Origin of the sequence: Mesorhizobium sp. ISC15 (genome assembly GCF_037162615.1) — a bacterium.
Taxonomy (GTDB): domain Bacteria; phylum Pseudomonadota; class Alphaproteobacteria; order Rhizobiales; family Rhizobiaceae; genus Mesorhizobium; species Mesorhizobium mediterraneum.
Genome location: NZ_JAVSPX010000001.1, coordinates 145,281 through 168,593 on the forward strand (window position 1 = coordinate 145,281; position 23,313 = coordinate 168,593).

Sequence of the window (23,313 nt, forward strand, 5' to 3'; positions counted from 1 at the left end):
CGGGGCGACTGTGTTCGCGGGCAGCAAGGATCTGGGCTCTTGTCTGCTTGAACTGCTCTAAGCCGAGGACCAAAGCGCGCTGCAGCCGCTTGCGGTCACCGAGAATGTCTTGGTCAATCTGTGCGATGTCGCGTGGATCGATTGCTCGCGACGGGTCAAACACAAAACGCGCTTCAACCGACCTTCGCCAATTCAACAACTTCTGCGACGTTTTGGGCCCAAACAAGGGGGCTGTTCTCCCGCCCGCATAGAATGCCGACTTGGCGGGGTTCGCGCGCGATACTGGCTTTCGTGGCGGCGAGAATATCTACGTTGCCACCGCCTGCGCTGAGTAGCCACGGCGCAACACTGGCTTCCAGTGGATCGGCAACTGCGTCGAGCGGTGTAGCCACCGCGGCAATTCGACCGGTGAACCGCTGGTGGAGTCCAGCCAGCGCATGGGCGGGCGGTCAGCGAGCCCCCAGATCCGATGGCAAGAAGGGAGGAAAGGCCGGCCGTGCGCACGGCTTTGCGAAGCGGGGCAATATCGACTGCGGCCGACCAAGCAAAGGTCTCAGCGAGTTTTTCCATTTCCGCGGCATAAGGCTTTGCCATCTTGGTTTCCCGGCTCGTCAAGAGCCTCTAGTATTCCATTTTGCCTGCGGATTCGGCGATTATACCGTTGACAAACCAGAACATAGAAGGTACAAACTTCCTACAACCTAGGAACCTTCCGCCATGTCGGTCCTGTCCCGCCCTCACTTCCGCGACGAAGCCGCAGCTTTCGAACACGTCGAGGGTATGCTTTGGCCGCATGGTCCGGTCTGCCATCACTGCGGCTCGATGGGGAAGCATTACAAGCTGGTCGGCGTTCGTTCGAAGCCTTCGAAGAAGAATCCGAACGGTGTAGAGCGTCATGGCCTGTACAAGTGCCGCGACTGCCATGGACAGTTCACTGTCCGCATGGGCACTGTCTTGGAAGATAGCCACCTGCCGCTCACGACATGGCTACAGGCTATCCATCTAATGTGCTCGTCCAAGAAGGGTATTAGCGCTCATCAGCTGCACCGCACTTTGGAAATCGGCTACAAGGCGGCTTGGTTTCTGGCGCACCGCATTCGCGAGGCTATGCGCTCGGATGACTTCACGCCTATGGGCGGCGCTGGCAAGTTCGTTGAGGTTGACGAAACCTACATTGGCCGTCTAGTCGGTGTTCCGAAGCAGACAAGCGGCGCGGCACACAAGAACACGTGCTTACCCTTGTGGAGCGCGGCGGCATCGCCCGCTCGTTCCATATCGACAGCGCTTCAGTTGCCCGCGTCCTGCCGATCGTCAACGCAAATATCCACAAGGAAAGCGTTTTCATGTCGGACGAGGCCCGCGTTTACGACAACATCGGCCCTGAGTTCGCGGCGCATGGCAAGATCAATCACGGTCGCGAGGAATACGTTCGCGGCGTGATCCATACCAATACCGTGGAAGGCTACTATTCGATCTTCAAGCGCCGCATGAAGGGCGTTTACCAGCATTGCGCCGAACACCATCTGCACCGCTATTTGGCCGAGTTCGATTTCCGTTATTCGAACCGTTCGGCCATGGGCATCGAGGATAATGTTCGCTCGCTCATTGCCTTGAAGGGTGCCAAAGGCAAGCGCCTCACGTATCGACAAGCTTATTGACGCCAAGAAGGATCACTACCGCAAACCGGTGCAGTTGAAGCTCCCTCTTTGGAAGGGAGAACCGTTTCGGAAACGGAATAAACGTTAATTCTTAAGGAAGATTCGCTTATATTAGGGTGACCTTGCGGGTCCGAAGTTTCACCAGTTTGGTGTGCCAGCCTCGTCTGGACGGCTAACCGCCTAGGCCCGCAGGCCTACCTTTGAGCTCCCAAATTACGAAGTGTTTGGATGGTCGTGGCGAACTGCGAAGCAGATCACTAACGGGGCATTCCAGCTTGAATCTCTGCGCTACAATGTCCTTCGGCGAGCCTGCTGTGTAACCCTTGCGCTTGTTCCAATGAGCGCCAAGGCAGCCAATCAACAGGTCGGCGAGCTGCATCGGCAGGCTGCGCTTTACCTCCAAGTTTTTGACCACCACATAGGGAACGAAAACGCGCCCGAACTTCAACGCAAAGGCCTTGTTGTTCAGCATCTCGCGAAGGTTCGCGATTGGATAGGGCGAGTCGCGGTTACCATGAAAGCACCGAACTTTGGTGCAGCCGGAGTACCGTTTATGGACAGCGAAAAGGCTCTGGAAATGCGTGTTTCGGTAATTCCCGGACACGCTTTTCGCTAAATCCCGGACAGTGATTTCAGTAATTCGCGGACAGCGATGAAGTGCACCCCTATTGTGAGACAGAGAAATTGCGAGACAATTCCCTGCTCGTGAGTTCAAGTGCGGCATTTTCCGACGGTGTCGACAAGGTCTTTTCGTATTCCTCCGGGGTGAGATAGTCGAGTGCTGAATGCAGCCTTTGCCGATTGTAAACATCTTCAATGAAGCTCGCGATACGCCGCCGCGCATCTGGTGCATCGCGATAGGCCAATCCTGCGACTTCTTCCTGCTTCAAGGTTTTCATGAAGCTTTCAGCGCGTGCGTTATCATAAGGGTTCCCCACCCGGCTCATGCTCGGCTGGATCCCATGCCCATGGAGGATATCAGAATAGGTGGTGCAAGCGTATTGAACGCCCCTGTCGGAATGATGAATTAAACTGCCGGGAACCGGAACACGTGCGGAGATCGCCATTTTTAGGGCATCGACAGCAAGGCTGGCCCGCAAGTGTAGTTCGAGCGCCCATCCGATGACCTTGCGACTGAATGCATCGAGCACAACCGCCAGATAGGCGAACTGCTCGGCAAGGTGCAAATACGTGATGTCGGCGACCCAAAGCTGGTTGACGCCTGTCAGTTCCATGCCTCGGGCAAGGTTCGGCACCACCCGCCAGCTGTGCCGGGAATCTGTAGTGCGCGGCACGAATGGCCGAGTGCGCAAGCATAAGAGATTATCCTCCCCCATTACCCGCAACACACGTTTGTGATTTACCTGCCAACCCTCCCGGCCAAGAAGGGCGCCGATCCGGCGATAGCCATAGTGCCGGTTGGCCAAGGCCAGCCTTTGAATGACATCGCGCAGACCAGTTTCTTCCTGCCGCGGCGCCGACTGCCGCCAGTGCCGGTAGTATCCAGCCCTGCTGACGCCGACGAGACGGCACATCTGTTCAATTCCTGGAGAGCCTTGCGGCACATGGGCTGTCATTTTTTGAATGACCTCGAAGACGCTGCACCGCCAGGTGCGTCTTTCTGCTGTTGATTGCCCCTGACATGCCGCAAGGCTTCTTGAAAAAAATCAAGTTCAACCTGTTGCTGCCCAATCTTGCGTTCAAGTTCGACAATGCGGCGGCGGGCTTTCGCCAATGCATCGGCACGACGCTGTTCAGCCGACAGTGCAAAACCTGCCGCCAAGGCTTGCCGATCTGGCGGTGCCTCGGGAGGCCGCTTCTTTGGGCGCCCCGGGCGGCTCGGCATTAGATTGCCACACGTCCGCAGCTGCTCACGCCAGGCATATAAGCGTTGGCGGTGAATACCCAGTTCATCAGCTAATCGGCTGACGTTCTCCCCGTTTTGCATCCGCAAAAGCATGGAGAGTTTCTCTTGTTCGCTAAATCTCGGCTTTCTTCCAACCATTTCCAGTTCCTGCAATCCAGAAACTGTCCCCTATTTATTTGTCTCAGTCGAGGGGTGCACTCCACCACGTCCGGGAATTAGCGGAACCCCTGTCCGGCTTTTGCGAAATACGCACTGGAAAAGCATCTTGTCGAAGCTGACTTCCCGGTCCCCATCGTTGTAGGTGAAGTGGTCGAACTTATGCATGTCCACGACAAGGCCGTGAAAATCCACAAGGTGCTCGCGGTTCAGTTCAAAAAACTCGTTAATCAGATCTTCGAAAACGTGTCGGTTGTGTTTTGTGATACACTTCCATTCGAGGCGCCCGTGGAACGGCATTCGCTCCTGGTATCGAGCGAGAATCGAAAAATGAATCGGGAAGGAACGCCGTCCCGCACGTAATGCCGCCAATAGTCATATACCGGGCAGTGAGATCGGTTTCATCGGTGAAGCACGAATAGCCACCAAGCCCAACCCCCGCCAAGGAGCCGCTATGCAACACAAGAACTCTGAAAAGTCCGAAGCGAAGGACAGACAGTATCAGAAATTTGTAGAGAAGGCGCGCGAACTGGAAACCGACGAGTCCGAGGAAAACTTTGACCGCGTGTTGAAGAAGGTGGTGAAGTCGCCTCTTCCTAAGGATAGCGACAAGAAAGCTACCAAGTAGCGGCTACCCTTTTCGCCGAGCGCTCTTTCGTGGCGGTCTATCTTGCTGAGGAATCAGGAGGGGGTCATCCAATGCCATCGCCTGTTGTGCGTCCTGCGCTCTCCCGCCCGATATTGGATACTTGAAAGAGGGTTGCGCGCGGATTTGTTCCGGCGTCACAGGTGGCGGCACGCGACGAGCAGATAGGCGCCGGGCGGCAGCGGCGGCCGAGATGATATCATGCACGGGCGGCAAATCGGGTTTTTGTCCCGCAAATAATTGTTCAATCGTGCGAATTTGGACGCGAGGTCTAAGCTTGTTGAAGGCTTCTACAGAACCTGCTTCCCTTGCAGCTTTCATCATAGCCGAAGTGGGCTCATTCAGCGTGATAAAGACGCCCAGTTCTGCATCCTGACTGTGCATCGTGCCGATTAGGTCGCGAATGTGGTCTGCATGAATGTTCCTACCGCCCTTCACTGAGACGATCGCCGGAAGAATCGTCTTGCCGTCATGCTGGTAGTAGATGAGGCCATCAACACCCTTGTCCGCGCCCTTTTTCCCGCCTTCTCTCGGCTGGCCATCAACCATTGTTAAGGCCCATAGCTGGAAATCGTGGGGATCTTCCTCGAATAGGCGATGTGCGCCATCCACGTCCCTTGGAATGCCCTCGACCTCGTAATGAATTTTGTTTTGAACTTTCATCTTGCGGAGTCGGCGCTCCACAACGTCGATTGCCAGCACGGTTACGTCGATCCCAATCCATTTCCGGCCAAGCCGTTGAGCGGCCTCAATTGCCGTTCCGCAGCCACAGAATGGGTCAAGAACTACATCGATTTGTACTCAGCCTGATTATGCGCTCCAGAAGTGGCAGCGGCTTTTGAGTTGGATATCCGAGCCTTTCCGCTGCCTGTGAGTTTATGGGAGGAATGTCAGTCCAAACATCGTCCAGTGGCATTCCGCGCTGCTTGTCCAGAAAGCGCTTGAAGCTAGGTACCCGACCGGACGAATTTTGGACGATAAGACCGGCTTCGTAGGCCGCTTGCATTCTCTCTCGCGTCCACCGCCAAACGCGCGTCACGCCGAGAAATTCATAGGTCAGGTTTGGCCGATTTGAGTTTGGATTGATAAGATTGTCTAAGCGGTAGCGACGCCTTGATCGTCGACGTACCGATATTTTGTTTTGATCGTCTCGGGGAGATTGTCGGGATCATAGGGGGCAAACCCCTCATCCGCGTTCCATGCGCTGTCACCGCCAGAATAAAGCAAGATCGAATCATGATTCGTCGGCAATCGGCGCGTCATCAGGGACTTACCTGTGGACCTCCGCCAGATGATTTCGTTTTGAAATCCGCCTTCGCTAAAAATCTGATCAAGGATGATTTTTAGATAGTGGCTAGCGCTGGAGTCACAGTGCAGAAAAATACTACCGGTTGGCTTCAAGACACGCTTCATTGCCAACAGCCTAGCGGTCATCATGGTGAGATACGCCATGAGATCGCTTTTCTGCATGAAGTTATTCAGAGCCGTGAGAATGCCATATGCCGGAGATTGGCTATTTCGAACCAAGGCAAATGCATAGTCGGCGGCTGGCCCCCATTGCCAAGAGTCCTCAAAAGCTTGGTACTGAGCCCCTCCGTCTTTGCCACTTGGGGACTTGTATAGAATGTTATAGGTAGCCTGCGAGTTGAACGGCGGATCAAGATAAATTAGATGTTCAATCTTCGGCAGCCAATCGAGATTGTCACCAAATACAGCTTATTCATCGCCGTAGCTCCTCGCCGCGCCGGCTAGAGTGGATGAATATGGTTAAGGAAGGTTTCGACTAGCCGGTTAACGCTTAATTTACTTATGAAGGCCGGAAAATACTGGAATTGATACGAAGTGGCCGCCATTCCCCTAGGCTGGGGTAGCGCGGCTTAGCCATTTTCACAGCCTATCCCGTCGTGATCGCGGTCGAGATTATAGATATCTGCACCGACGACATTGACCGGTCCGCTCACATAAGCTGGGCCATTGCCGGACCCGGATGAGCAATCAACATCGCTGGCTATGGGGACGCAACTGCCTGTGTAGTTTGGATCGCAGGCTTGCTGGGCATGGGCGCAACTAATGAGCGATGCAACGCCAAGAGCGACAACGCATTGACGACGAATGGCCATGCCCGCCCCGCTCAAAGACCAAGAAGACTTTAGAGGCCCCGGTCAATTCTCGCAAGGCGCGGAAAATATTGCACTGCACTTTACACCGAATTGCATCATAAGCCTGCATTACTGACCAATTTCTAAAAATAATGGAAAGGAATAAATCCAGAACAGACTCTTCGGCTTCTTTTCTGATAAATGTCGTGGCGTTAGAAAACCATCGATTCGGAGAAAGCCAATGTCAAAAGTTTCAGCCTTCCACTCAAAACTTTCCGGTACTAGCGTGCACCACGACAACAATCAGTGCACGGAAGGGAATAACATCGAAACGAAGAACCGAGTTTCCGGCACCGGCGGCTTGCCGAAGTGCGATCATTGCAAACGCTTGTCGTGATCAGGACTGGGCCTTTTTGGCGAAGACCATCTCCCAGAGAGGCCCAGTTAACTCCCATCATCAACGGTCCAGATACGCCGCAGCGACAGCACCGGCAGGCCATGAGCCGCCGCCACGGCAAAGTTCCTGAAGCCTTCCGTTTTACCGCCGAAAAAGCGAATAGTAGGCTTGGGAATACGTGACCGCTCCCGCCCTCGCAGGATTCCGAGGTCTCAATCCCTTCCCCGCGCAAGACATGCACGTACGGAGCAATCCCCGCGTCCATAGGCATGGCCATGCGAGCTTCGTAGACTATGGGTGCCTTGGTCCATCCGCTCCAACGCGGACGATTGAACGCGGTTCCTTGGTGCGGGTTGAGTTGCCGGCCTGTCAAGGACCATATTTCTATCTCGCCATTGGTTTGTCAACGATATAACCCCCTTTACAAGAACATATCACGAACATACTCGGCAGCGTTCCGCTAATGCGCCATAGCAGGTCCTGTCTGAAAAGCGCAGCATCGTCAACAAGCGGCGATTTGCCTTTTCGCCTCCAGATGCCAAATGAGGTATGTCGGCAATTCGAGTCACCAATCAGCCAAGCCAAAAGCCGAGAATGGCCTCATTGATGCCAGCTGGGCGATTATCCGTCCTGGGAAGTCTCTACCGGCTTCCTCTTAATTATGGTTGCTACACTCCAAGTGACCCGTGTCGCAATGGCGACCAGGCAGCTAGTCCTGTCGGCGGCGCCGCCAGCAAGGTGACATTAGTTACCTTCTCTTTTTCCGGCGCTTGTCCCTCCCGCGGATTGCTTTTTCGCGCTGAGATCTTGGCTGTGGCTCACGACGCGCTTTCAAACGCTGCGCCATTTTCTCGATTTCAGTCTCAGCAAGCGCAATCGCGCCGGCAGAAAGGAAGTGGCCGGTTATCCATCCGTTGATGTAGTCTTTGACGGGCTGGGCGCTTCCTCTTTTGATGAACGCTAGCGTTAGCGCCCACCCGTTGGCGCGATGCCTGATCATGCGTTCGAGCAGAATGCTGGTAGCCTGCTGGGATCTCAGATCGTAGTGCCCAAGCCCACTCCAAAGCTTGTTGAGAAATTCAATGGATACTTTGAGATGGGACCTCATGTCGGCGTTCGCCGTACCCATGAAATTCGATAAGGCGCGGAAGTTTGCGAGATCGTCGGTCTGGTCCTGTCGAAGAGATGTGAGCATCACGTCGGCTTCCAAGGAAAGATGCCCATGGCGACGCCACGCCAGCTTCACGACGAGATCGACGTACCGGGATTGATCGATCGTTCCGACGTCTTGGGCAAACGAAAAAACGGTCTGTAGCCAAACACCCCTGGTCGAGCACGCCGCTTCACCGTACTGGCGGAAATGCATGTCCTCCGAAACGAGCACATGCTCCGTTCCCGCCAAATTGGCGGCGTCGAGCACATGACTACCGAAGGATTGGTGGATCATCGCCGCCAGTTCGGACGGATTGTCGGCGACAATAACGGGGCGGACCTCGCAGGCCGCCTCGATCCTAGAAAGCTGCTCTTGGATATAGGCACGCCGTGCAGCGGCGTCCTCGGCGGTGTGCTCCTGTTTGATGTATTCGCCGTTATGCCAAGTGACGGTCATCGAGCGTTCGGCCGTGAGATCCTGCTCGTCTCTCAGCGTTCGCAGCTCATCAATGACGGATTGCGCAACGATGACCGATCCGAATATCGATTTCAGAACATCGAAGGCATCCATCGTCGAGACGGTCCAGGCGGTGTAGGTATCGAGGACGGCGCCAGAACTTCTATGCCGCTCGATGATCTGGCGAGCGGCGACGCGTTCGGCGTCCGTGCCGACGCAGGTTCGGATGTCGAAATCGAGGGAGCGAACGTACTCGACAAACCGGATGGTATCGCCGCCGCGTTTGGAGACGACCAGGCTGAGCGGGCAATTGTTCCGCAGGTAGAGATCGGCGAGCTTGCGATTGCTCTCAGACACGCGCCTCACCTGATCCAGCGCAGGCTGAATATCCCCCTCTTCCATTGTGATTTTGTAGAAGCCCTCCGCGTCGGGGAACCTTTTTTCGAAGTTCTCCATCACGTCGTGAAGAGCATGCAGATATTTGTGCTTGATCTCGGCGACCCGCCATTTGCGAACTTCGCCGAAGACCGCCGGCATTTCGAATTCATCTCCGACGCTCAAGCCCAGAGCAGCGGCCGCGGTCGCATGTGTCGGGCTTAAAACACCCTCCGCAGGCCGGTCCTCCCCCTCTTCGATGAGAAAGGCGTGCACCTCACGACGATCGCTCTCCAGACGGACCCAGGTATCGACGGCCACGGTTTCCGCAGACGGAATAAACCCGTCCTCCGGATCCATCATGATCAGGCCGAAATAGCGGAGAGCCGCCTCGTGATCGTTCCTGGCGGATTGAAGAACGGCGTAGGCGTATTCGAGCGCCTTGGCTCCCTCCCCCACTTTGCGCATAACCTGTGCCAAAGACTCTGGCCAGGCGTCCCCACCACCTCATCGAGATCAATTCCCTCGATGACCGCCTTCACCTCGGCGCCTCGGTCGAGACGATGCAGGACCGAGAACAGCGCCAGGTAGGTGTCGAGCTCCGGTTGCGTCGCGATGGCTTTCCTCAGCGCCGCTTCCGCCTCGGGAAGCGCACCGCGGTTGAAATGCAGCAGGCCCTCGGCATGGAGGAAGAATGGAAGCCCCCGCACCTCCGCAGGAAGGCGCTCGAAGAAGGACAGTGCTCGTTGCCGGATGGGGCTGTCGTTGACAAAGGCGCGAGCCAGCACCCGCAACTCGTTGTTGTCGTGATCTTCCGCGACGTGGCCATCCAACAAATCCGCAACGATCGAAGAATCGCCACGGCGAGCTGCATGATGCGCGACCATCAGCCTGTCTGCAGCGTGACTTCCAATCGCGATATGACCTAGGGCGGCTTTGAAGGCGCGGTCTGCGATTTCTTCGAAACCTTCCCGGCGGGCAAAATCGGCGACAACGACGCTTGCGCGCGGGTTGCTGGCCGCTTCCACCGCGACAGCGGAAATCTCCCGCCGACGCGCTTCCTCCTCACTGCCGCCGATCTTGACCGCTGCCAGCTTGTCGGTCGTCGAAATGATCGGCGCTTCCACCGGCGGGATCAAAGAGGCATCTTCCTCAACGAGACGTGCGACCTCGCCCCAATCGGCCCGGGATGCGTGGAAGCGGAACTTCAGGACGGTCGCATTGGAGTTCCGAGGCAGTTTGGCGAGGAACTCGTGCGCCAAGGCCTCATCATCGGCGTCTAGAGCGACAACGGCCGCTCGGGTGATGATTTCGACATCATCGGGCGCAAGCGAAAGACCCTGGCGCGCGACCTCGAGCGCCTTGGGCAGATCGCCGAGCGCATGCAGTCCAACCAGGACATTGCCACACAGCGCGGCATCCTCAGGCCGTAAGGCGCCCTCCGTCACCCGCTCGCGATCCCATTGCGATACCAGCGTTGCCGTAGCGGCTTCCAGTCTGGCCCGCTCCGCAGGCGACAAAACACGCGTGCGCTGAAAGCCCTCACTCGTCAGAATCTGGTCGAGCTCGGCCTCCGCCGCAAACTGGACCGCGTGGGGTTCGGACGGGTGTGCTTCGAGTACCTCTTTGGCGACGGGCCACCACTCGCCCGGCTGTCCACGGCGCCGGATAAAATCCACCCGACCGATTTGCACAGCCGCAGTGTGATGAAGCTGTTCGGGAATGATGCTAAGCGGATCGCTGACGGAAGAATCGAACCGGGCGGCCTGCACCAGATAGCCCGCAAGGCCGTCGTTTCCCGGGTCCGCGTCAAGCTTCGCTCCGCCAAAGGCGAGAAGTTCCCGCCATTCTCCTCGCAACAGCAGCCCAAAAGCCTTGTTGGCGACGGCTTTCGGTTCGTCCGGCGCATGGTCATAGGACGACAGCAGCATCGCTGAGGCTTCGTCGTCCTTACCGAGCGCAAGCAGGCAATGGCCAATATTCGCCTTGACGCGAAAGAGGATGCGGCCAGAGGCCGTGCTCCGGACACGCTCGAGCAGCTTTTCCAGAAGCGGTAACGCCGTCAGCGTCTTTCCGCTGTTGTTGAGCTCCCGGTACTCGTCGATCTCCGCGTCGAGATGCGCCTCGAACCCGCTCAAAGCCACCGTTGCGTCACCTGGCGGAACAGCCAGCCGCGCGCTCACCTCCGTGAGCATCGCTTCCATGCGAGAGAAACCCGCACCCATTTCGGCACGGGTCTCGGTCTGGGCGATGGTGATCTGGCGGGTTTCGTCGAGAATATGCTCGCTGAACGGGCCGTAGGTCGGATCGAATGCCTTGCGGGCCCCCGCGTCCTCGCTGATTTTTTCCTCTAGGGTGTTCCATCCCCAGACGAACACGCGGAGCTTACGTCCCGTTTTCGCCAGCTCGGCCGTGATCCCGCGTGCAAGCTCCTGCATCGCGACGTCGTCCGGCGCAGTGGTCGTGACGTAGTATTCCTTGAGAGGCGGCTTGAAGGTCAGGGCCTTTCGGACTTCCTCCCGAACCTCATCCTCGGTGAGGAAATGCCCTTCGCTCTTCAGCTTGCATTGAATGCCAACGTGCCAATCCGCGTCATCGTCACGGATCCCGAAAAGGTCGACGCCGTTCTGCCGTTGGCCGCGCCGACCATTCCGCTGCATCGACCGATCATTGAGCAAGCCTCGCCACAGCACGACAGAGGCGCGCTCGAAGGCTTGCTCGTCGGCAGGCTTTGGAATCTGGGTGGCGGCGAGAAGCGACATAAAAAGCGGTCAACCCCCGATGCCCAAGTCGCCGAGTAGCCGAGAAACGACATCGTTCACCGTGCGCTGCCGCAGTGCACGCTGCTCGCGAATGTCGGGATCCCCATCATCGCCCTCGATCTCGAATCGCGCGACCGCAACCGGTCCCTCGCGAAGGTAGCCTTCATCCGCTTTGGGGTCGCAAAATCGCTTCTGAAGGATAGCCAGCGTGTCGCCGATGATTCCGGCGTGCTTGCTAGTCAGGGCATCCTTGAATTTAGCGATAGCGCCGTACAGCCCGCCCTCGCCATGCTCGAGACAATAGACAAGGTCATGGGCGTCCTTGCCCTCGCGACGATGGTCGAAGGCGAACGCCTTCAGGCAGCTGAACGATACGATGTTCGCGTAAGGTATCGTTTCGGTCGCTCACCCTTTCTGACCAAGGAGATCGGCTGTCACCTCCATACGATGATGGAAATCGAAAACGAGCGATGCGTGAGGAATGTTGACGGCCGAGATGTTTCCCTCGGTCGGCAGCTCTTGCAGCGCACCGCCTTTCACTTTCGGGTCGTCGGCCAGGAATTCGAGAATGACCGTGACCCCGTGGTCGGTCTTGGTCTTCCAGCGCCAATTGACCTTCACGCCTTTGTCGTTTTCCGCGCGCTCGAACCCCATCGGCTTGAGGTTCTCCTCAAGCGTACGATAGGCTTCGGTGTCCGCGAGAACGGCAAGATCAACGACGACGTCGATATCACCCGTGCCGGCATGGGCCGGAACGGCCGGCGGCCGCGCCGTCACCAGATAGCGCGGCGTCAGACCGCCGACCAGGAACACCGAATTTCGCCACGGTCCGAGACCGCTGAAGAGCGTGACAAGCACACGCTCGCAGTCCCGCGTGACCTCCTGGCTGTAGTCGACGAGAAACTGCGGCTTGGACATCATGCCTCCAGTTTCTCGGCACGAAGATGCTGCGCCAGTTCCTTGGCCCGGCCTCCCGCTTGCAGCAAGTCAAGATAGGTTTGGAGCGGATCGGCAACCCACAGATCATCGATCCTCTGGCGAAATCGCAGTTCGTCGTCGGACTTCAACTCGTGAACGCCAAAATTCCAGCCGTCCCGGACGGGACGTGCCTCGATAGCGTCCAGCACGGCATGCATCGCCCGACCAGCAGGAATGCGACAGGAAACCTGGGACGCGCTCGACAGGTAAGGAGCATGGATTTGCCCGGCTGAGATGCCGGTGAGCTCGTAAGGAACGCCTTCGACCTGGCATGCATGATCAAGCCGACGTTGCAGGTCCGGAGGCGTCGTCGAACGGACGTAGTAGTGCCGCACGGCGTTCGGTTTAACTGAGCCTTGATAGGTCGACCAGGCGTCCAGCAGAGCACGGGGGTTGACCAACCGGCGCTCTTTCGAGGGACCAGCGCCGCGCACCTCGACCCACTCCCGGCGCTCGACAGCGATCAAGGTTTCCGACGCCGTCGCGGGCGACACACCGGCCCGCTCCGCGAGTTCATGGACGCCGAACCAATCCGATTTGGCGACCCAGACAGCGTGCAGGACCTGGGCACGTCGGCCAGCGAACAGGTTGTTCAGTGAGCGGGACTGTTTCCTCGATGCCGGCTTGTCGACACGCAGGTAAAGCCCCCTCGCTGCGATGAACAGACTCCCGCTGGAGTCGAAATAGCCAATTCGTTCCTTGCGGAGCAGCTGACGGGCGCCTGGCGAAATAGTCTCGGCCATAAGAACGGGCACAACCGGATCGGCACCGACATCGTGGTGGGCGAGATAGTTCCTGAGCTGCCAGATTGCCTCACGGGCATCCCGAGGAAAGAGCGATAGCTTGGCCTCGACAATGAGCCGATAGGGCTCGCCGTCCGGGCTCATTTCCATCATGAAGTCCGGTCGATACGAGCCTCGCGCGCCCTCCGGCTCCCGCAGAATGTGGGGCGCGGCACCGGCGATTTCGGTCAGGGCCTCGGCAAAATTCTCAATGAGTGCTTCGACCGTCTGTTCTTCCATCGTCATTTTCTGCGCAGCGAATAACATGAAATTATCGCATATTCGACGTCAAGTCAATATTTGCTGCGCAGTGAAATTGTTCATCGGAAAGAGCTGAGACCCCTTCCGCCCTTCGTACAGGTCGCATCAGGCAGGCGTGATCGGCTTTTCCGGCACGCTCGCAGAACGAACAGGCGGACACCTCCACACGGGATCAGTACGCGAAGAATGGATCATTCTTCTGATCCGCGCGGCAAGTCTCGAACTTCGTTGATTTCGTCCAACGGCTCTCTGGCGCCTTGTTCTTGTCCGACCCTATGGACCAGGTGGGAATCGCTGCAATAAACCGCTTTTCGAGGACGATCTTGCGACCGACAGCCTTTTCGGCAGCGGACAGAGCTTTGTCGAAGGCGGCTGTGGCAGCATCGGTGTCGGAAAACACGCCCCATAGGGTCGTGTTTGTCAAACGGAAGAGCTTTGACGTGGCATGAAACACGTAAAGCAGCCCTTCCGCCTCAGCACAGTCGACGAACTCTTCCCATTGCTTGCTAGCTCCGTCCTTGAAGTCATAAGTAACAAGATAGTCTGCCAAAATACGCCCTCCCCGGTTAATCGTTGCATATGGTGTTGCGATTCGTGCGATCCAAGAGCGGTCGATCAATTTCAACGCAATCGCTAGCAAGGAGGAGCCTCGACACCATGGACGGCCCGCTCGCACTGGAAATCTTCGAAGACGGTGGCGTCTTCCGGCACGGCGAGAACCACGAAGAGGTCGTCGAAAAACTGGATGAAGCTCTCGAGCAGCGCGAGGCTGGACGGATCACGCCGGCGAAATATCTCAAGACACTCAAAACGCCTGGTCGAGCATTAGCCGCACTTCATTGACGGCTACGCCCATCTCGGAAGCGCCTTGATGGAAGAGGGCAAGCCGAAGCTCGCGCTTCAGGCGCGCTTGCGCGGCCTCGAAGTAGGCGAAAGCGCCATTCCTTCGGGTTTCACGGGGCCAATCGAATGGGGGATTCTGGAGAACCGTCCCTTTCTCCGTGCCGCCCAGGGCTCAATGTTGTGCCAACTTCGGCTTGGTCAACGTCGTAAGGCGCTAGCGCTCATGGAAAAGATCCTCGCATGGAATCCCAACGACAATCAGGGCATTCGCCACCTGATCGGCTCGGAATATCTGCGCGCTGGTGAGCTAGAGAAAGCCGACCGCATCTTTGCGGATGAGGCTGCCCACTATCCACCCTATCATTATGAGCGCGCCTTGCTGCAGCTCCGTGCCGGACAACCCGTCTCCGCCGCGACCAGCCTGCGTCACGGCTTTGTTGCGAACGGCTATATCGCCGAAATCCTATGTGGCAATCCCGACCCGATGCCGCTCGCGATCTGGCACGGCTCGAACCTCGCCGCACCAGAAATCGCCCGCGAATATCTGGAGCATTACGGCGGCCTCTGGCAGCAAACGCCGGGGGCCATTGCCTTTGCGCGCTGGATGCACGCGCACCGAAAGTGTTGATCGAGCGCGCCGGCATCCTGGAATGTCAGGGGGCGCTACTGTGGGAGTTTGACCCCATCCGCCGCCGCAAGATCCTCGATCGCGAGAATGCTGGGCGAATTCGGATTAACAACGCCCTGTCGAAAGAGATCGTCCAGAGCCGCGCCGACCGCCACGGTCGACAGGTCGCACCGTGGCTCCATCAAGCGGCGCACCGGCCGCACCGCTGACGCCTCCTTTGGAACGTTGCCTAACCGCCGTCCAGCGAGTCGCCATCGGGGTCGTTTTCCGCGTTGTTGGCAAAAGTTGTCGGCATCTGTCCGGCTAACAGCTTCTCCTTAGAGAGCAGGCCGGCATCCTCGAGCGCCTCGAAATCTGCGCAGCGTGTCGAGCCCAAACTCCAGCAAGAACGCTTTCGTGGTGACGTAGGTGTAAGGAGCGCCGGGCGACGGACTGCGCGGACCGGACGCGATCAGACCGGCACCGCGCAGATGACCAATAAAATCGCGACTGATCTCCTTGCCGAAGAAAGACGACAACTCGGCGTGGGTGATCGGCTGGAAGTACGCCACACATCAGCACGAGCACCTCTGACTGCGTGAGGTCGGCAGCGCGCTCGTTACCCCCGATTGCACTGCGGATGGCGTCGGCATACGCCGCCCTGGTCAGATGTTTCCAGCCGCCGGCGACAGCGACCTGGTCATAGGGTCACCCTCTGACCAGGCTTCCAAATTACACACGCGGGAGTGTCTACAACAACTCAATACTGAGAGCTTCGCGCGATTGTGAATCGTCTTGCAGCCGCGTAACAAACGGTGTAACAAAGAGCGCGAAAAGTCGAATGTTTTCATGGGGATAGGCGTGAAATCGAAAGACGCCGGTCCGCCAAACCATTCTGGGCCTAGTTTATCGGCCAGAACCAGAGCACCTAGAGGGCCGAACATCTAGGGGCTCCTAACGCCTATTGCTCCACCGTGCCATGATTCTCCGACGCCTACCAGCCGTTGGCTTCCTTCGAGATCGGGCGAAGACATCAGCGACCACCCGAGTTTCTGTTGCGGCGGGAAGCACACGTCAAAACCCGAGTGGTCGTCTCATCCGGGCTCGCGTTCCGTGGCGGACACCAGCCCTCACGCCCAAACTGACTCGGTTGGATGGGGAACCGCTGTCGCTGGGAAGGCGTACCCCATTGAGCATTTCTGCACGACAACAAGCAACACGGCCGGCTTTGGCGTCGCCGTTAGCTCCGGCGAATCCGAACTCTATAGCGTCGATGTTTGGAGGACGCTGTGAATCGTTCAGGCGGGGCTCGAAAGAGCGCACGAAGACGCGGGATAATGATCCTGGCCGACGAGGCTACGTTCATCTTGCCCACGATGGCAAATCTATCCTAGTGGAAGTCAATCTTTTTTGGCAGTTGCGCGGTGTGGCTTTTCAGACTGATCAGCGCAGGCGTGTCGATTTTCGACGCTATGCGCCGGGCGAGTTCCCGCAGTTCGAAAAAGCCGTCAATACTCATCAGGCTCAACGGTGTGCCCGACGAAGTGTCCCACCGCAAAGGTTCTTTGTCTTGCCTGTACGAAGATCCGTTCATCTCGCAAATGGCGTCATAAATCGCCTGTGCGATCGACATTTCGGCACGGATACGCTCTGCGTCTTTTTGGCTATTCACGAGAATTTTCCCCCAAACCCGCGATCCCCCTTAGCCGGTTTCATTGGGCACCGCTAGATCACGCGGATGTGACACGTCGGATAAAATCGATTGTATGGCGGAGGGAGCCACGCCAGACTTGCGGGGTTGAATGGGCACTATTGCCACCACGCGCCGTGATTGATTGTTTGATTTCTGATTGATTATTTTTCAAAGGAATCTGTGGGGCAAGAATGAAACAAACACCCAAGGTCCTCTTATCCGCAGACGGCAAGCGACGCGTAGTCTTCTATGAAAACGATAATGGTCTTTTTCAATGGAGAGAACAGGGGTTCATTCCTCCAGACCCAGACCTCGGTCACCCGGACCCCGAATGGGGACCCACCAACCATATCCCATCTGGATATTTTGCGCGGCTCGACGTGGCTGAGGGAGAAGCACGCAAGATCGTCGGTTGGCCACGCGATGCCGACACAATCGGCAAACCAGTCGAATATGCCCATGTCGCGACTTATTATTTGCGTGCCCTGCAGGATCTCGATCCCGGCGCCGGTAAGGGCGAGAAAAATTATCAGTCTTGCCCTGCGCTCTGGCCAACCGAGCCGATGGCCGTCAACACGACGAATGCTGCGGCGTGATTGAGCTTGTCATCATGAGAGGTGAAGCCGAAACCAAAATTCTGCAGAAGCCACACCGGTGAGAGCGCGAGCACGAGGACACCGGCCAGTGTGACCAGAAAAGCAGCCCTTGCCGCGATGGGAAAAGATCTCGCACGCAACAAATGGGGTCACTCCTTTTATCAGAACCTAGAAGGCCGGTACTTCGAACATAGCGATCCGCATGTAGCGGCACATTGGGGAACAGAGTCCGTTGCCGCAGAGGGCCGGGCAAAAGCAAAATTGGGATCTAGCTAGCCCTCCGCGTTCAGGCGTCAACCACTCGATAGCTGAGCCGCTCACGTGCGATGGCGGCGCCTTTCTCTCGGTGTCTTCGCCTTTCTTAGCGAGGTCTCTACGCTGTGCGATCAACAGACGGATCCATCGGCGCACGGGTGCGCATCGCCTCTCTTTGCGCAGATCGGAAACCCGGCCGGCAATGCTCCGGATACGTTGATTGCCTCGCCGGGTCAGCCCATGCCCCACCAGACCAATTGCCAGGACCGGCTGTTCGCGCAACTCGCCGCGGCCGGCGGCACGGCAGAAGTCGATTTCGGTAATCTTGCGAAAAAATCCGGCCATTCCGCCATCAAGGAATTTGCCAGCCGCATGGTCGACGATCACTCAGCGGCAAACGAGAAACTGAAATCGCTTGCCGAAGCCGACAAGATCCCACTGCCGCAGGGGCTCGACGACGAGCACAAGCAGCTGCGCGCCAAGCTTGAAAAGCTCGAAGGGGCTGCGTTCGACCTCGCCTATATCAGCGGCCAGATCACCGATCACCAGAGGACCGCGCAGCTGCTCGAATGGGAGATTGGTTCGGGCCAGGATACCGACCTCCAGCATTTCGCCTCAGATACTTTGCCGATTGTGCTCGAGCATCTGCGGATGGCGCGCGACATCAAAGCAAAACTCGCAAGCCAAGCGCTCGCCGACGCCGCTTCGGGGCCGCCAAGAAGGTGAATGGGTTAGCGCGCGCCACGTAAAACGGCGGACCCAGTGCTTAAATTGCCCACGGGCCGGCCATGCAGTTTTGTCGCCTTGATGATGGAAACCTTCGCTCGCTCGCAGCTCATTCCCCACGAATTCCGGCTCAATGTCCCCGAAGATTCCCTTCAGTTCACGCCGCTGGAAGCTGCGCTTGCTTTGCAGAAGCCAGCACTAAATATCAGAGCCCAGCCCCGTGGCATTGCTGAGCTTGCATTCGGTGCCGAGCCAACGTCTTCCACCCAACACGTGCCGCTGGACAGCCCAGAGAGACCAACAGGCACGGGACAACAAAGCGGAGATCGCAGGAACAGCAACTTGATGCTGCCGACTGAAAGCTCGCGACCAACGAGGCCATAGCGGCCCATGGGGCCAGAGAAGTAGTCAAGGCGCTTCTCGTCGCCAACGCTGCCCTGGGCTGGCTCTAGCGGCCGCTACTTTGAGTCATGAGTTTAGCAGGGGATGGCACCGCCGAAGATGGTTCCAGCGACACCGAACAGGTTCGCGGCAGAGGAAGGCAGTCAGCATGCGAGAGAGCTCCTGCCGCAGCAGAAGGCTCCCAATTCATTGTGGTCACCGCCTTCGACGCCGACGAGACCGGGCACCTTCAGGCTGTCTTCGGTCCAGCAGAGCAGCAGTCGGAAGATCGGGCAGTAAGGACCGCGAACGCTCTTGCGAGCAAACATGCCGCGGCTATTGCGTGGTCCCATGATGCTAACTCGGCGGGGCGAATACGGCGAGCCGACGACCCTCTTTGTTCGAGGCGACGTGCCCGACTGGAGTGACGGGCTGCGCGTCCGACGCCAGGCACCGCTCAGCCAAGTGCAGCAGATCAGCGCTTGGCAGAGTCGCTGTCCGTTTCGGCCCTCGCGAGGAACTCCTCGGTTGTCGACGGAAGATGGTCTTTCAACCATTCCGCCATGGCGACCTCCTCTCGCAGGTTCTCTTCGCAAGCCCGCACGACCTCGGTTTCGCCCAGCGATTCAGCGGCGGCAATGAGGATCGTGTAGGAGGCGATTTCCATGTGTTCGAACGTGTAGCTCGCAAGGGAGCCCTTCATCACCTCGTCGCCTGCGAAGACGCCACTCAAGGATTGCGCCAGGGCAGTCAACTTTCCGCCAGCATCCTTCATAGTGGATGAACCCTCATCCATCCCGTCGAGACAGGCTTTCAGCCGAGCAGCCTGTTCCCTCGTTTCATCAAGGTGCAGACGCATTCGATCGCTGAGTTCCGGATAGTTCTCAATACGGCTTAGCTGCCCGTTCAACATTGTTTCGGCCTGCTCTTCCATGGCATGAGCGTCCCGAAGCCATTGCACCAGCCATTCTCGCGACTCTGACATTTGAAATCTCCTTTGTGACAAAAGAGAACTGCCGAACTGTGAGATTGTTCCTAGTTAAGCGGGCCTAGGTCTTCTCGCCCTTGAAATGCTTCACACAGCCTTGACGCACGGCTGAACGGCCCTGCGAAGCTACGCGTTTTTTGATGTCCTTAGATGCCGGTCTGACATGCTCCTGACGCCCTTCCAGTGATTGGGCCGGCAGTCGGAAACAAACCCGGAGCGCTACTCACGGGACCGTAGCACCCCCTCCTCCTTGGCAGCAGCCTCGAAGGCCTGACGGATATCCATCGGGGTCGCCCGGTTCTCAAACGCGTCAACGCAGGCCTGGACCGCCTCCTCCACTTAGGTCCACGCTTGGACCACTTCATGAGTTCCTCGGCTGCACCCTCTAGGTGGTTTACTCCGTAGGCCCGGTCGGTCTTGACGTACACCGGCGGGGAGAACCAATAGGTAACCATTAGGGGAATGTAGGGCGGCTATAGAGCTTCGTCGCCTCTGGCCTTACCAATCGCCTCGAGTAATTAAGCTAGGGTTGGCTTAGCTCTGTGTCGACTGGCCCAAACAGCTTCTGTACATGACGACGATTGTCTTCGGTTCCGATCAACTCCCGAACGGCGTCTGCAAGGGACTTATGCCCAGCTATGTCGCGCTTTATCATGTCGGCCGAGGTTCCCCGCCTTTGGCGTAACCCGCAGATCAGGGAATGGTTGCATTAGGGGAACAAATGCAGGTCCACGTCGGTTAAAGACTTGCAGCGGTCGATCCGTCTCGGTGCAGCCACTGTCGAGGTCCGTCGCCAATTCCTCTCGGTGGCGGACCTCCAATGATAGTTATAGCGGGACTAAAAAGTAGGCCCAATCTCGCGCTCCAGGGCGACGCGGGCCTTCCGTAACGAGACGAGCAGCCGCTCCAGTAGGCCTTTCCAATTCGGATACTAGGCCGAAACGCTCAACGATCCGGTCCTGTATCGACACTACGGTTTCATAACGAGCTACAAGGCTCGTGAGGACTTCCTGATGATCGGAGGTCATACGCTGCCCGTTCTGGGCAGGGAGCGGGCATCAAGCTTAAGGCGTTCATGAAGAACGGTCTCATCGAACTCGCCGTCCGAGAACAGTGCCATTACGCTCACGCTCAGGCGCTCCGCCTGCATGCTACTAACGGAGATACCTGCCTCGGCGCAGACACGATCAAAGACCTGCTTCAACAAAGCCAGGTCGCTGGGATAGTCAATGCCACTCATTGAGCTGGTGTTACTGACCATAGCTGTTCCTCCCATTAGGGCGGAAGCGTGGCCGTCGCTCAACGGCGATGCCCATGATGTAAATCGCCGATGGAAGCAGACTACTCCGATTCATGCGGAGAGTCTGGGAAAGGGCTGCTAGAGTTCTGCTCACCGAAGTCGCGCCTCCCGAGACAGAACCCAAGCAGCGATCCTTGGGTCAATTCCTAAAGAAATCAAGAGTTGGAAACGTACCAAACAGAGGATGGGGATGTTTGGTAGTCAGTGAGGCGCTTTCTATGGACACGCTCAAGTGGCTTCTCAGCTGCTGAACTGCGGCATGCACTAAATCGCCACCTGTGTTCCGATCTCGACCACACGTCCGGTCGGGATCTGGAAATACTCCGTCGCGTCGGCGGCCGTGCGCGCCAAGCCGATGAACAGCTTGTCCTGCCACACCGGCATGCCGGAATTGGGCGACGCCTTGAGCGAGCGACGCGACAGGAAGAAAGAGGTCGTCATGATGTCGAACTTCCAGCCCTGCTTGCGGCAGATCGCCAGCGCACGCGGAATGTTGGGCTGTTCCATGTAGCCGAAGGTCAGCGTCACCCGCATGAACAGCTCATTGATCGTTTCCATCTTGACGCGGTCACTGTCGGGCACGACGGGCTGCGGCGCCGTCACCACCGAGAGGATGACATTCTGTTCATGCAGCACCTTGTAGTGCTTCAGGCTGTGCATCAACGCGGTCGGCGCGCTGGCGGGATCGCTGGTCAGGAACACGGCCGTACCGGACATCAGCTGCGGTTTCCTCTTCAACAGATTGCCTGCAAGGAAATCCAGCGGGATCTCGTTCCGGCGGGTCTTTTCGAACAAATAGCGGGTGCCGCGGATCCAGGTCCACATGGTCAGCACAATAACCGCGGCAATGGCAAGCGAGGACCAGCCCCCTTCAAACACCTTGACGATGTTGGCTGCAAAGAAGCCGGTATCGACGAAGGCGAACACCGCCATCAGGGCGACCGCGACGCCGAGCGGCCATTTCCAGATGCGCGTCATGACGACATAAAGCAGTATGTTCGTCACCAGCATGTTGCCTGTCACCGAAATGCCGTAGGCCGAGGCAAGCTTGCTGGATTCGCCAAAGCCGACCACCAGCAGCATCACCACGAGCGCCAGCATCAGGTTGATGCGCGGCAGATAGATCTGGCCCGACTGTTTTTCCGACGTATGCAGGATTTCCAGGCGCGGCAGCATGTTGAGCTGCACTGCTTGCCTGGTCAGCGAGAAAGCGCCGGAGATTACCGCCTGGCTGGCGATCACGGTCGCCGCCGTCGCCAGCACCACCATCGGGATAAGCATCCAGCCTTCGTTCATCTCGAAGAAGGGATGACCGACGACACCGCCATTCGCCAGCACGAAGGCGCCTTGCCCGACATAGTTGAGCAACAGGCAAGGAAACACGATGGCCAGCCAGGCAAGCACGATCGGCTTGCGCCCGAAATGGCCAAGGTCGGCATAGAGCGCCTCAGCGCCGGTGACGGCGAGAAAAACCGCACCAACCGTGACGAAGGCGACTTCGGGCGAGTTGATCAGGAATGACACGATATAATGCGGGCTGATTGCCAGCAGGATTTCCGGGTCGTCCATGATGTGGTTGAGGCCGGAAAGGCCGATGGCCAGGAACCACAGCGCGGTAACGGGCCCGAACACCAATCCTACGCCGCCGGTGCCAAACCGCTGTACCGCAAACACGACCGCCAGAATGGCCAGTGTCAGCGGCACCACATAGGGCTGGAATGTCGGCGTGACGACATTCATACCTTCGACCGCCGACAGCACCGAGATCGCCGGCGTAATGACTGCGTCGCCGAAAAAAAGCGCCGCGCCGACAATGCCGATGCCGAGGATCACCGCCGAGCGCGTCGGGAAACTGTTGCGCGCCAGCGCCATCAGCGACAGCACCCCGCCCTCGCCGCGATTGTCGGCACGGAGCACGAACATGATGTATTTGATGGTGACGGTGATCGTCAGCGACCAGATGATCAGCGAGAGTACGCCGAGGATGTCGCCACGGTTGGCGACGTTGCCACCGGCCGATGCGTGCAACGCCTCTCGGAATGCATAGATCGGGCTGGTGCCGATATCGCCGTAAACCACGCCCAACGCGCCCAGCATCAGCACCTTGGTGCTGTGCTGCTCGACCTCAGAATGGCTCGATTGTTCGACAGGTTCTGCCTCGTTACCAGCATTGGTAAGGGCCATGGACGACACTCCGATAAGCGGGCGGTGCTCTACGCTTGCTGCACTGCAATATCAAGTGCCGTCACGTAATGTCTGCGTCTCGGTATTGCCTATCGCTCGTCGGCTTCGCAGACTCGTCAGCGCCGAAGCGGCTTGGGAATTTTTGCGAGA

General features: G+C 57.8%; 21 protein-coding genes and 3 pseudogenes. 8 read left to right on the plus strand and 16 right to left on the minus strand.

What is annotated here, in order from left to right:
* The first annotated feature begins 717 nt into the window (after nt 1-717).
* Together RPG13_RS00740 and RPG13_RS00745 are read left to right on the plus strand one after the other, a co-directional pair.
* A pseudogene (locus RPG13_RS00740) lies at nt 718-1,658 on the plus strand (IS1595 family transposase).
* A 337-nt stretch (nt 1,659-1,995) separates the two neighbouring features.
* A complete protein-coding gene (locus RPG13_RS00745) occupies nt 1,996-2,274 on the plus strand; it encodes a hypothetical protein (protein WP_337124202.1) in 279 nt (92 codons plus the stop codon).
* 49 nt (nt 2,275-2,323) lie between these two features.
* Here the strand turns inward: RPG13_RS00745 and RPG13_RS00750 are convergent, their stop codons facing one another.
* Together RPG13_RS00750 and RPG13_RS00755 are read right to left on the minus strand one after the other, a co-directional pair.
* A complete protein-coding gene (locus RPG13_RS00750) occupies nt 2,324-3,235 on the minus strand; it encodes an IS3 family transposase (protein ID WP_337124203.1) in 912 nt (303 codons plus the stop codon).
* Nucleotides 3,232-3,678, minus strand: coding sequence for a transposase (locus tag RPG13_RS00755; RefSeq protein WP_337124204.1), 447 nt, complete (start codon nt 3,676-3,678; stop codon nt 3,232-3,234). The genes RPG13_RS00750 and RPG13_RS00755 overlap by 4 nt, the downstream gene beginning before the upstream one ends.
* Nucleotides 3,679-4,135: 457 nt before the next feature.
* Between RPG13_RS00755 and RPG13_RS00760 the strand changes: the two genes are divergently transcribed.
* A complete protein-coding gene (locus RPG13_RS00760; RefSeq protein WP_127294279.1) occupies nt 4,136-4,309 on the plus strand; it encodes a DNA-binding protein in 174 nt (57 codons plus the stop codon).
* A 3-nt stretch (nt 4,310-4,312) separates the two neighbouring features.
* Here RPG13_RS00760 and RPG13_RS00765 read toward each other — a convergent pair whose 3' ends face one another.
* From RPG13_RS00765 to RPG13_RS00795, 9 genes and pseudogenes are all read right to left on the minus strand, one after another.
* Nucleotides 4,313-5,029: a restriction endonuclease gene (locus tag RPG13_RS00765; RefSeq protein WP_337124205.1), complete on the minus strand. Its 717-nt coding sequence runs from the start codon at nt 5,027-5,029 to the stop codon at nt 4,313-4,315.
* A 15-nt stretch (nt 5,030-5,044) separates the two neighbouring features.
* Nucleotides 5,045-5,122: pseudogene (locus RPG13_RS34890) on the minus strand (DNA methyltransferase); the annotation flags it as partial.
* Entirely contained in the window at nt 5,106-5,333 is a 228-nt protein-coding gene (locus RPG13_RS34895; RefSeq protein ID WP_442921322.1) for a DNA methyltransferase, read from the minus strand. The pseudogene RPG13_RS34890 and the gene RPG13_RS34895, both read right to left, overlap by 17 nt.
* 89 nt (nt 5,334-5,422) lie before the next feature.
* Nucleotides 5,423-6,016, minus strand: coding sequence for a DNA methyltransferase (locus tag RPG13_RS00770; RefSeq protein WP_337126970.1), 594 nt, complete (start codon nt 6,014-6,016; stop codon nt 5,423-5,425).
* Between the two features lie 1,555 nt (nt 6,017-7,571).
* Nucleotides 7,572-9,275, minus strand: coding sequence for a PIN domain-containing protein (locus RPG13_RS00775; protein WP_337124206.1), 1,704 nt, complete (start codon nt 9,273-9,275; stop codon nt 7,572-7,574).
* Entirely contained in the window at nt 9,173-11,569 is a 2,397-nt protein-coding gene (locus RPG13_RS00780) for a hypothetical protein (RefSeq protein WP_337124207.1), read from the minus strand. Before RPG13_RS00780 ends, RPG13_RS00775 begins: the two co-directional genes overlap by 103 nt.
* Nucleotides 11,570-11,974: 405 nt before the next feature.
* Nucleotides 11,975-12,487 (minus strand): hypothetical protein, encoded by a 513-nt coding sequence (locus RPG13_RS00785; protein WP_337124208.1) that lies wholly within the window; start codon nt 12,485-12,487, stop codon nt 11,975-11,977.
* Nucleotides 12,487-13,569: a hypothetical protein gene (locus RPG13_RS00790; protein ID WP_127294329.1), complete on the minus strand. Its 1,083-nt coding sequence runs from the start codon at nt 13,567-13,569 to the stop codon at nt 12,487-12,489. Before RPG13_RS00790 ends, RPG13_RS00785 begins: the two co-directional genes overlap by 1 nt.
* A gap of 193 nt (nt 13,570-13,762) precedes the next feature.
* Nucleotides 13,763-14,140, minus strand: coding sequence for a hypothetical protein (locus tag RPG13_RS00795; protein ID WP_127294269.1), 378 nt, complete (start codon nt 14,138-14,140; stop codon nt 13,763-13,765).
* A gap of 107 nt (nt 14,141-14,247) precedes the next feature.
* On the opposite strand from RPG13_RS00795, the gene RPG13_RS00800 reads away from it, so the two are divergent.
* Genes RPG13_RS00800 through RPG13_RS00810 form a run of 3 tightly spaced genes read left to right on the plus strand, consistent with a single transcriptional unit; the run spans nt 14,248 to nt 15,270 of the window.
* Nucleotides 14,248-14,433: a hypothetical protein gene (locus RPG13_RS00800; RefSeq protein WP_210212096.1), complete on the plus strand. Its 186-nt coding sequence runs from the start codon at nt 14,248-14,250 to the stop codon at nt 14,431-14,433.
* Nucleotides 14,434-14,461: 28 nt separating this feature from the next.
* Nucleotides 14,462-15,061 carry a hypothetical protein gene (locus RPG13_RS00805; protein WP_210212095.1) on the plus strand — a complete coding sequence of 200 codons (600 nt, stop codon included), beginning with the start codon at nt 14,462-14,464 and terminating at the stop codon, nt 15,059-15,061.
* Nucleotides 15,058-15,270 (plus strand): hypothetical protein, encoded by a 213-nt coding sequence (locus RPG13_RS00810; RefSeq protein ID WP_292503781.1) that lies wholly within the window; start codon nt 15,058-15,060, stop codon nt 15,268-15,270. Before RPG13_RS00805 ends, RPG13_RS00810 begins: the two co-directional genes overlap by 4 nt.
* 20 nt (nt 15,271-15,290) lie before the next feature.
* On the opposite strand, the pseudogene scpB reads toward RPG13_RS00810, so the two are convergent.
* Together scpB and RPG13_RS00820 are read right to left on the minus strand one after the other, a co-directional pair.
* Nucleotides 15,291-15,748, minus strand: a pseudogene (gene scpB, locus RPG13_RS00815) (SMC-Scp complex subunit ScpB); the annotation flags it as partial.
* A gap of 682 nt (nt 15,749-16,430) precedes the next feature.
* Nucleotides 16,431-16,712, minus strand: coding sequence for a hypothetical protein (locus RPG13_RS00820; protein ID WP_127294267.1), 282 nt, complete (start codon nt 16,710-16,712; stop codon nt 16,431-16,433).
* Nucleotides 16,713-16,924: 212 nt separating this feature from the next.
* On the opposite strand from RPG13_RS00820, the gene RPG13_RS00825 reads away from it, so the two are divergent.
* The gene (locus RPG13_RS00825; protein ID WP_337124209.1) at nt 16,925-17,329 is read left to right on the plus strand and encodes a hypothetical protein; all 405 of its coding nucleotides are present in this window, start codon (nt 16,925-16,927) and stop codon (nt 17,327-17,329) included.
* A 495-nt stretch (nt 17,330-17,824) separates the two neighbouring features.
* Nucleotides 17,825-18,310 carry a DUF4142 domain-containing protein gene (locus RPG13_RS00830; RefSeq protein WP_337124210.1) on the plus strand — a complete coding sequence of 162 codons (486 nt, stop codon included), beginning with the start codon at nt 17,825-17,827 and terminating at the stop codon, nt 18,308-18,310.
* A gap of 856 nt (nt 18,311-19,166) precedes the next feature.
* Here RPG13_RS00830 and RPG13_RS00835 read toward each other — a convergent pair.
* From RPG13_RS00835 to RPG13_RS00845, 3 genes are all read right to left on the minus strand, one after another.
* Nucleotides 19,167-19,676: a ferritin-like domain-containing protein gene (locus RPG13_RS00835; protein ID WP_337124211.1), complete on the minus strand. Its 510-nt coding sequence runs from the start codon at nt 19,674-19,676 to the stop codon at nt 19,167-19,169.
* Between the two features lie 1,027 nt (nt 19,677-20,703).
* Nucleotides 20,704-20,940: a hypothetical protein gene (locus RPG13_RS00840; RefSeq protein ID WP_127294263.1), complete on the minus strand. Its 237-nt coding sequence runs from the start codon at nt 20,938-20,940 to the stop codon at nt 20,704-20,706.
* 303 nt (nt 20,941-21,243) lie between these two features.
* On the minus strand, nt 21,244-23,163 hold the full coding sequence (locus RPG13_RS00845; RefSeq protein WP_337124212.1) for a potassium transporter Kup: 1,920 nt from the start codon (nt 23,161-23,163) through the stop codon (nt 21,244-21,246).
* Nucleotides 23,164-23,313 lie beyond the last annotated feature (150 nt).

What these genes read in the sequence shown, in the direction of transcription:
- RPG13_RS00750 (WP_337124203.1), bottom strand. Translation starts at nt 3,235, where the DNA reads ATGACAGCCCATGTGCCGCAAGGCTCTCCAGGAATTGAACAGATGTGC.
- RPG13_RS00775 (WP_337124206.1), bottom strand. Translation starts at nt 9,275, where the DNA reads ATGCGCAAAGTGGGGGAGGGAGCCAAGGCGCTCGAATACGCCTACGCC.
- RPG13_RS00760 (WP_127294279.1), top strand. Translation starts at nt 4,136, where the DNA reads ATGCAACACAAGAACTCTGAAAAGTCCGAAGCGAAGGACAGACAGTAT.
- RPG13_RS00790 (WP_127294329.1), bottom strand. Translation starts at nt 13,569, where the DNA reads ATGGAAGAACAGACGGTCGAAGCACTCATTGAGAATTTTGCCGAGGCC.
- RPG13_RS00825 (WP_337124209.1), top strand. Translation starts at nt 16,925, where the DNA reads ATGAAACAAACACCCAAGGTCCTCTTATCCGCAGACGGCAAGCGACGC.
- RPG13_RS00835 (WP_337124211.1), bottom strand. Translation starts at nt 19,676, where the DNA reads ATGTCAGAGTCGCGAGAATGGCTGGTGCAATGGCTTCGGGACGCTCAT.
- RPG13_RS00805 (WP_210212095.1), top strand. Translation starts at nt 14,462, where the DNA reads ATGGAAGAGGGCAAGCCGAAGCTCGCGCTTCAGGCGCGCTTGCGCGGC.
- RPG13_RS00845 (WP_337124212.1), bottom strand. Translation starts at nt 23,163, where the DNA reads ATGGCCCTTACCAATGCTGGTAACGAGGCAGAACCTGTCGAACAATCG.
- RPG13_RS00780 (WP_337124207.1), bottom strand. Translation starts at nt 11,569, where the DNA reads ATGTCGCTTCTCGCCGCCACCCAGATTCCAAAGCCTGCCGACGAGCAA.
- RPG13_RS00800 (WP_210212096.1), top strand. Translation starts at nt 14,248, where the DNA reads ATGGACGGCCCGCTCGCACTGGAAATCTTCGAAGACGGTGGCGTCTTC.
- RPG13_RS00745 (WP_337124202.1), top strand. Translation starts at nt 1,996, where the DNA reads ATGAGCGCCAAGGCAGCCAATCAACAGGTCGGCGAGCTGCATCGGCAG.
- RPG13_RS00830 (WP_337124210.1), top strand. Translation starts at nt 17,825, where the DNA reads ATGCCCCACCAGACCAATTGCCAGGACCGGCTGTTCGCGCAACTCGCC.
- RPG13_RS00785 (WP_337124208.1), bottom strand. Translation starts at nt 12,487, where the DNA reads ATGTCCAAGCCGCAGTTTCTCGTCGACTACAGCCAGGAGGTCACGCGG.
- RPG13_RS00840 (WP_127294263.1), bottom strand. Translation starts at nt 20,940, where the DNA reads ATGGTCAGTAACACCAGCTCAATGAGTGGCATTGACTATCCCAGCGAC.
- RPG13_RS34895 (WP_442921322.1), bottom strand. Translation starts at nt 5,333, where the DNA reads ATGCAAGCGGCCTACGAAGCCGGTCTTATCGTCCAAAATTCGTCCGGT.